This is a genomic window from Rhodomicrobium udaipurense JA643 (assembly GCF_000636015.1).
Taxonomy (GTDB): domain Bacteria; phylum Pseudomonadota; class Alphaproteobacteria; order Rhizobiales; family Rhodomicrobiaceae; genus Rhodomicrobium; species Rhodomicrobium udaipurense.
In genome coordinates, this window is the sequence record NZ_JFZJ01000150.1 from 1 (window position 1) to 7,611 (window position 7,611).

At 57.6% G+C, this 7,611-nt stretch carries 7 protein-coding genes; 2 read left to right on the top strand and 5 right to left on the bottom strand.

Going from position 1 to position 7,611, the window contains the following annotated elements; genetic code table 11:
• Positions 1-75: 75 nt before the first annotated feature.
• Both T281_RS15310 and T281_RS15315 read right to left on the bottom strand, forming a co-directional pair.
• Positions 76-480 carry a hypothetical protein gene (locus tag T281_RS15310; RefSeq protein WP_210164079.1) on the bottom strand — a complete coding sequence of 135 codons (405 nt, stop codon included), beginning with the start codon at positions 478-480 and terminating at the stop codon, positions 76-78.
• Between the two features lie 159 nt (positions 481-639).
• A complete protein-coding gene (locus tag T281_RS15315) occupies positions 640-1,290 on the bottom strand; it encodes a DUF262 domain-containing protein (RefSeq protein ID WP_037241351.1) in 651 nt (216 codons plus the stop codon).
• A 149-nt stretch (positions 1,291-1,439) separates the two neighbouring features.
• Here T281_RS15315 and uvrA point away from each other — a divergent pair, with 149 nt between their 5' ends.
• Positions 1,440-4,388, top strand: a complete 2,949-nt coding sequence (gene uvrA, locus T281_RS15320; RefSeq protein WP_037241353.1) for an excinuclease ABC subunit UvrA — start codon at positions 1,440-1,442, stop codon at positions 4,386-4,388.
• A gap of 9 nt (positions 4,389-4,397) precedes the next feature.
• Here uvrA and T281_RS15325 read toward each other — a convergent pair whose 3' ends face one another.
• From T281_RS15325 to lgt, 3 genes are all read right to left on the bottom strand, one after another.
• Complete coding sequence (locus tag T281_RS15325; protein ID WP_155955296.1) at positions 4,398-4,880, bottom strand: hypothetical protein; 483 nt, start codon at positions 4,878-4,880, stop codon at positions 4,398-4,400.
• Positions 4,849-6,045 carry a ParA family protein gene (locus T281_RS15330; RefSeq protein ID WP_037241358.1) on the bottom strand — a complete coding sequence of 399 codons (1,197 nt, stop codon included), beginning with the start codon at positions 6,043-6,045 and terminating at the stop codon, positions 4,849-4,851. The genes T281_RS15325 and T281_RS15330 overlap by 32 nt, the downstream gene beginning before the upstream one ends.
• A 69-nt stretch (positions 6,046-6,114) precedes the next feature.
• Positions 6,115-6,975, bottom strand: a complete 861-nt coding sequence (gene lgt, locus T281_RS15335; protein WP_037241364.1) for a prolipoprotein diacylglyceryl transferase — start codon at positions 6,973-6,975, stop codon at positions 6,115-6,117.
• Positions 6,976-7,292: 317 nt separating this feature from the next.
• Here lgt and T281_RS15340 point away from each other — a divergent pair.
• On the top strand, positions 7,293-7,611 hold a 319-nt coding region (locus T281_RS15340), incomplete at its 3' end, for a ChuX/HutX family heme-like substrate-binding protein (RefSeq protein WP_037241361.1).

Genomic DNA, 7,611 nt, shown 5'->3' on the forward strand with positions numbered 1-7,611 from the left:
CCGCGTCTTTCCAGTCTGGCGGATAGATCCTGTAGTTTTCGTCTACAATGGATAACGTGCTTGGCCTATTGCCAATCATGCGATTTTTTTGATCAGCTTTTCCGCTGTTTCGAGCTGGACTCTGTAGCCTTTCTCGCCATCCCAGCGCCCCTTACTTTGTGGCCATGACAATCCAAATTTCGGGGCTGCTTCACTGGGTCGGCGTATAAATTCGATCAAATTTCCCCATTTATCATGATCAAAATTACTCGGCTTTAATTGCAAGCGATACATGGCTCCTATAGTGGATGCAGCTAAACGATGCTTGGTGACGTTTAGCGATGCAGAGCCATGCATCCCAAAAATATTATGAATCCACTCCTGAAAAAATGGAAAGAAGTCAGAAATAATAGAGTCGCATCTTATAAAGAGAGGCTCATCATCTATGTAGTCATCCTGTCGTTTTAACTGTGCCGCACATGCATCCAGAGCCTCGTCCATCGTATTATGGTACCTAACCTTAAGAACTTCCAACGCCGATTTATTTTGAAGAAGCTGATCTAATTTATCGAACTGTGATGAAATCAAGGACCATAGAAACATTTCTGACGGTGTTTGCCCTCTCGCGATTATTTTGCCTCCCATAGGTCCTGCCAAGTCTCAGCAGCGGACCCTTTCCAGGGGTAATCCAAGGAGAAATTGTTTTTTTGCATTTAAAAGAAAACTCTGAGAAGAGTGCTTGCTTTTATCTGTTATTCCAACAAGCCTAACAAAAGCTAGAGAACGGGACCCTTGTCCGTAATATGCGAGGCGAATGTCTTGCGCACTTAGAGGAGTACCGCCTTGATTTATGCGCCGAAAAACCTCAAGGCGCATTTCCCCCATTCCCCTAAGTTTGATAATCGTAAGCCTGTATCTCTTAAACGCGTCCTGGTAGACCTTCGGCAGTTGCGAGAATTTTTTTCCTGCATAATGAACACTATCTGGTGATATGTACGGCGCAGCATCGCTGTCTACAAGCCGCAATTCATCATTATAGAATTCATTAAGAGTTGTCAGTCTTTGCTGCCCATCAATGACTGAATTTCTTTCGATTTCTCCAGTTTCGACTTCAAAAAAGAACGCGGGTATGGAAAGGTTATTTATAACAGACTCAATCAGAAGGGATTTTGTCATATCATCCCACTGATCGCTGTCCCGCTGATAGTCTGGGACGACAACGGCATCCACCGCCATATCATCTAGGACTGTCTTTATATTGGCAGATTCGGACGTGCTGGATTCGGCGATCAGGGGGCGCGCCTGAGACATTTGTCACCTCATATGTTCCCAGCTATTCATAACAAATTAGACTCTTATGCGCCGCAAATTAGAATCCCTCATCCCCCTTTAAATTCCGCGCGACCGGGCCGAGTTAAGGCGCTATAACCTGCGGCAGAACGCGCAGGGACAGGAATTCCTTGACACAGACACATATCGCGATACGCGGCGCGCGCGAGCATAATCTCAAGAACGTCTCGCTCGACATTCCGCGCGAAAAGCTCGTGGTCATCACGGGCCTGTCCGGCTCCGGCAAATCGAGCCTCGCCTTCGACACCATCTATGCCGAGGGCCAGCGCCGCTATGTCGAAAGCCTGTCGGCCTATGCGCGCCAGTTTCTGGAAATGATGCAGAAGCCGGACGTCGACCTGATCGATGGCCTCTCGCCCGCCATCTCCATCGAGCAGAAGACGACGAGCCGCAACCCGCGCTCCACCGTCGGCACCGTCACCGAAATCTACGACTACATGCGGCTGTTGTGGGCGCGCGTCGGTGTGCCCTATTCGCCCGCAACCGGGCTTCCCATCGAAAGCCAGACCGTCAGCCAGATGGTGGATCGCGTGCTGGAATTGCCCGAGGGCACGCGGCTTTACCTGCTCGCGCCGATGATTCGCGGCCGCAAGGGCGAATACCGCAAGGAACTCGCCGACCTCCAGAAGCGCGGCTTTCAGCGCGTGAAGATCGACGGCACGTTCTACGAAATCCCGGACGCGCCGGCGCTCGACAAGAAATTCAAGCACGACATCGACGTTGTCGTGGATCGCATCGTGGTGCGCGGCGACATCGGCACGCGGCTTGCGGACAGCTTCGAGACGGCGCTCGAACTGGCGGACGGCATCGCCATCGTGGAATTCGCGGACGCGCCCAAGGCCGAGCCGGAAGCGGGCGGCGGCAAAAAGAAAAAGGCCGCGCCGAAGCCCGACGAGCCGCGCCGCATCACCTTCTCGCAGCGCTTCGCCTGCCCCGTCTCGGGCTTCACCATCGACGAGATCGAGCCGCGCCTGTTCTCGTTCAACAATCCGTTCGGCGCCTGCCCGAAATGCGACGGCCTCGGCACGGAACTGAAGTTCGAGCCGCAACTCGTCGTGCCGGACCAGTCGCTCAGCTTGCGCAAGGGCGCGATCGTGCCGTGGGCGCGCACGGGCAACACCTCGCCCTATTACACGCAGACGCTTGACGCAATCGCCGCGCATTTCAACGTCTCCATGGATACGCCGTGGAGCAAGCTGCCGAAGCAGGTGCAGGACACGATCCTGTTCGGCTCGGGCGGCGAGGTAATCGCCTTCACCTATGACGACGGCATGCGCACCTACACGACGCGCAAGGCATTCGAGGGCGTCGTCACGAATATCGAGCGACGCTGGAAGGAAACGGACAGCCAGTGGGTGCGCGAGGAGCTTTCGCGCTACCAATCGAACCAGCCCTGCGAGGAATGCAACGGCTTCCGCCTGAAACCGCAGGCGCTCGCGGTGAAAATCGACGGGCTCCATATCGGCGAGGCGTCGCGCCTGTCGATCAAGGCGGCGAACGACTGGTTCGCGACGCTCTCCGGCAAGCTCACAGCGAAGCAGAACGAGATCGCGACGCGCATCCTGAAGGAAATCCGTGAGCGGCTGCGCTTCCTGAACGACGTCGGCCTCGATTACCTCGCGCTGTCCCGCAACTCGGGAACGCTGTCGGGCGGCGAAAGCCAGCGCATCCGGCTCGCCTCGCAGATCGGCTCCGGGCTTACGGGCGTGCTCTATGTGCTCGACGAGCCGTCCATCGGCCTCCACCAGCGCGACAACGCGCGCCTGCTCGATACGCTGAAACACCTGCGCGACCTCGGCAATTCGGTGATCGTGGTCGAGCACGACGAAGACGCGATCCTCACTGCCGACCATGTGGTGGACATCGGCCCAGGTGCTGGCGTCCATGGTGGGCGCGTGATCGCGGAAGGCACGCCCGCCGAAATCAAGGCGCACCCGGAGAGCCTCACCGGGCAATATCTCACCGGCAAGCGCGAGGTGCCGCTGCCGACCGCGCGCCGCAAGATCGACAAGCGCCGCATGCTGACGGTGAAGGGCGCGCGCGGCAACAATCTGAAAGACGTCACGGCCTCGATTCCGCTCGGCTGCTTCACGGCGGTGACGGGCGTGTCGGGCGGCGGCAAGTCCACGCTCCTCATCGAGACGATCCAGAAGGCCGCGTCGCGGCGGCTCAATGGCGGCGGCGAGACGCCCGAACCGTTCGACGCGCTCGACGGCATCGAGTTCCTCGACAAGGTCATCGATATCGACCAGTCGCCCATCGGCCGCACGCCGCGCTCGAACCCGGCGACCTACACCGGCGCGTTCGGCCCGATCCGCGACTGGTTCGCGGGCCTCCCCGAATCGAAGGCGCGCGGCTACCTGCCGGGGCGCTTCTCGTTCAACGTGAAGGGCGGGCGCTGCGAGGCGTGCCAGGGCGACGGCGTCATCAAGATCGAGATGCACTTCCTGCCGGACGTCTATGTGACGTGCGACGTCTGCAAGGGCCACCGCTACAATCGCGAGACGCTCGACATCAAGTTCAAGGGCAAGTCCATCGCCGACGTGCTCGACATGACGGTGGACGAGGCGGCCGAGTTCTTCAAGGCGGTGCCGTCCGTGCGCGACAAGATGGAGACGTTGCAGCGCGTGGGCCTCGGCTACATCAAGGTGGGCCAGCAGGCGACGACGCTGTCGGGCGGCGAGGCGCAGCGCGTGAAGCTGTCGAAGGAGTTGTCGCGGCGCGCCACCGGCAAGACGCTCTACATCCTCGACGAGCCGACCACGGGTCTGCATTTCCACGACGTGGCGAAGCTGCTCGAAGTGCTGCACCAGCTTGTGGACGCGGGCAACACGGTGGCTGTGATCGAGCACAATCTCGAAGTGATCAAGACCGCCGACTGGGTGATCGACCTCGGCCCCGAGGGCGGCGACGGCGGCGGCCGCATCGTGGCGGAGGGCCGCCCGGAGGACATCGCCGATGCGCCGGGCAGCTATACGGGGCAGTTCCTGAAGCAACTGCTCAAGCGCCGCCCCGCCGCGAAAGGTAAGGCGAAGGTGACGGCGCGGGCTGCGGAGTAGGCGGAGAGCCTAGATAGGCAGTGTAGTTTTGCTTATTTCTGCTCTCGCTTCGTGCCGCTGCTCTGCATTGAATGCTCGCAGAAAAGCGTTATACAGATCGTCCTTTTTTCTACCCGTTCGAACCGCTACCCCGGTGTAGGCCGTAAGTAAATTTGTCAGGTTCTCATTTGTTGGCTTCGATTTCTTCAGAAGTTCGATGGCAGCAAGTAGCGTTCCCTCATTTTTAGCATCAAGAAGCCGATTCAAATGTTCTTCCTGAGAAAAGCCTTTGGCCTTCTTCGGCTCTCTCGGCTTAGTTTCTCTCGGTTTTTTCGGCTTTGTGGATTTTTTATTCTCCGCCGCCGCTGCCTTTAGCTCAGACAGGCTTAGGTGCTGTTTGTCTTGCAAAAGCGCTAGCACGTCACTAATGCACGGTTTCGGAGCGTCCTTTGAGGCGTGACGATAGATCGTCCCCAAGTCCTCAAGCGCTGACACTAAATCCGCTATTTTCATGGGAGTTTCTCACAGTGTCCAAAGGTGTAGACAATTTCAACGATTCGACCAGACGATCGAACACGCTCCTGCAATTATCATCAGCAAAATAAAGTTGCCTGTCACCCGCGACCACCTCGCGAATAGATTTTCGTGGCACGTTCAACGAGAGGACTTTTGGAGCGAAGCCCGCGTGAACCAATTGCTGATCCAGTTTTCGGAGCATGTCTATTTCATGAGGCTTCAGATCAGCCTGAAATGTAAGAGATGGTATAACGCCAGCAATTTCGAGACGAGGATTATAGCGCTGCCGGAAACTGCTTACCGTCTGAGCAAATCCGAGGACTGCTTCCATCGATGTGCTATCTACAACAGTCGGAATGAGCACATCAGTTGAAACACAGAGAGCATTGACCGTAGCCGCTGTCAACCTGGGCGGAGTGTCCATGATAACAACGTCAAACTGGCCTTCAACTTTGTTATCAAGAATTTTTTCTGCGATTCTAAAGCGTATATCATCCTCGCAGCTCTGAAGAAGCCACTGTAGCATCAGTCTGTTTTCAAGAGAGGCCAGCGCATAGAACGCGGGAACAAGCCATATGCCCTCAAAATCGCCGCTAAGCTTGTGAATAGTGCTCAGATCGAACAAGCTACCTTCTTTTGCAAGAAGGGCGTTCGTGCCTGCGTTCTCAGACCATCGTAAATTGCCCACGTTGAAACGACCGTCCAACGATCCCTGATAATCAAGGTCGATTATCAGAACCCGATAGCCCTTACGCGCTATGGCGATTGCCAAATTGGCTGCGATTGTGGTTTTGCCCACACCGCCCTTGAAGTTTGCGAGAGTAATCACTCGGCGAGAAAAATACGGCCACTTTCTGCAAAACCATTCCGGAGGTTCATTCGGCCATAAATCCCACAAATGGGTCTCATGGGTTTGAGCCGCCCTCTCTACGATTTCCAGCTTCTTCTGCTTTTCGGCAATCTGCTTTTCGGCTTCGCTCAGCTCAGCTGTTCTGGTGTCCAATTCAGACTGCTTCTTCCGAAGCTGGAAAACCTGGCGTAAGGCAAAAACGCTTACGGAAATTAACGCGGCGATAGTACCAAGAATGGCGTGAGCCTTATCCCAAGCAAAAAGGCCGAATCCGCTACTTACAAATGAAGCTGTATCCTCGAACCACGCCATACATTTCTCCTCTAAATAACTAATCTTATAACCAAAAATAATGAAACCTCAATGGTCAAAATGTTGCGCTCAAGCTCGGCCAGAAGCGGCAAATGAGCCGACCCTCCCCCGCCGCGCCGTAGCCACGAACCAAACCCCCAGCGCGATCATCGGCAGCGAATACACAACGCCCTCCGAGAAATACGCCGTCGTGAAGAACTGGCCGTAGTCCCACTCCTTGAAATACTCGGCGAAGATGCGGAACACGCCATAAGCCGCGAGGAAGACGCCCGTCACAAGCCCCGGCGCGCGCAGCGCGAGGCGGCTGTGCGTGAAGTACCGCAGCAGGACAAACATCACCAGGCCCTCAAGCGCGGCCTCGTAAAGCTGCACAGGATGGCGCGGCCCGGCGGCGTCGCCCGCCAGCAGCACGCGCGCGGGAAACTCCACCGCCCACGGAACATCCGACAGCCGCCCGTAAATCTCGCCGTTGATAAAATTCGCCAGCCGCCCGAAGAACAGCCCGAACGGCACCGCCGCCGCCGACAGGTCCATCAGCGAGCGCACGGGGATGCGGTTCAGGCGCGCGAAAATCCAGATCGCTGCGCCAACGCCGAGCAGCCCGCCGTGGAACGCCATGCCGCCTTCCCAGATGCGGAAGAAGCGCAACGGATCGTGGAGGAGCATCGACGGCTCATACATCAGGAAGAAGCCGAGCCGCCCGCCGAGCACGGTGCCGAGCGTCGCCCAGAAGAGGAAGTCGTCGGCCTGATGCGGCGTCACGGGCGATGCGCCACCCCACAGCCGCGCCTCCGCGCAGAGCCGTCGCATATAAAGCCAGCCGAGCAGCAGCCCCGCCATATAGGCAAGTCCATACCAGCGCACACCGAGCGGCCCGATATGCACCGCCACGGGGTCGTTGAACGGGAATGCAATCGCCATCAGGTCCATCGCCAGCCTCCGCGCGCGCTTCGCTGGCTCCGCTTTAGCAGGAGACGGGGCGAGCGCCAACCGGCGGTTGATGCGGCGAAGGCGGCGTTCCGGGATGGACGGATGAGCGATACCCTCGCGCAAGGTCCTTCATTCAGAATGTTCGAGCCGATTGCTGCCCAAGATAAGCGAGATTTCGCGGCCTTGGTCGCGCTTCGTTACCCGCGCGCTATTTGCACTATATTAAAAGTATTATCGTTCTAAATTAGATATTTACCATTGAAGACCGCCCTCGCCCCAGACTATACTCCGGCAAGATTCAGGCGGAGGAGGACCGGATGTTGGATGACGGCATCCCGGCCCGTGGCGAGCGGCTTCGGGGCGGCGCACTCAGGGAAGCCATGCTTCGGTTGAGGGAAGAGGAAAAGCTTCGCGCGCGCGATGCCGCCACGCGTCTCGGCGTCAGCGAGGCGGAATTCGTGGCGGCGAAGGTCGGTCACGAGGCCATCCGTTTGCAGCCCGATTTCGCGGATATCCTGCGCGCGCTGTCCGGCGTGGGCGAGGTTCTGGCGCTGACGCGCAACGAGCACTGTGTCCACGAGAAGCACGGCACGTTCGAAGCCGTCGCCATCGAAGGCCAAACGGGCAGCGTGCGCG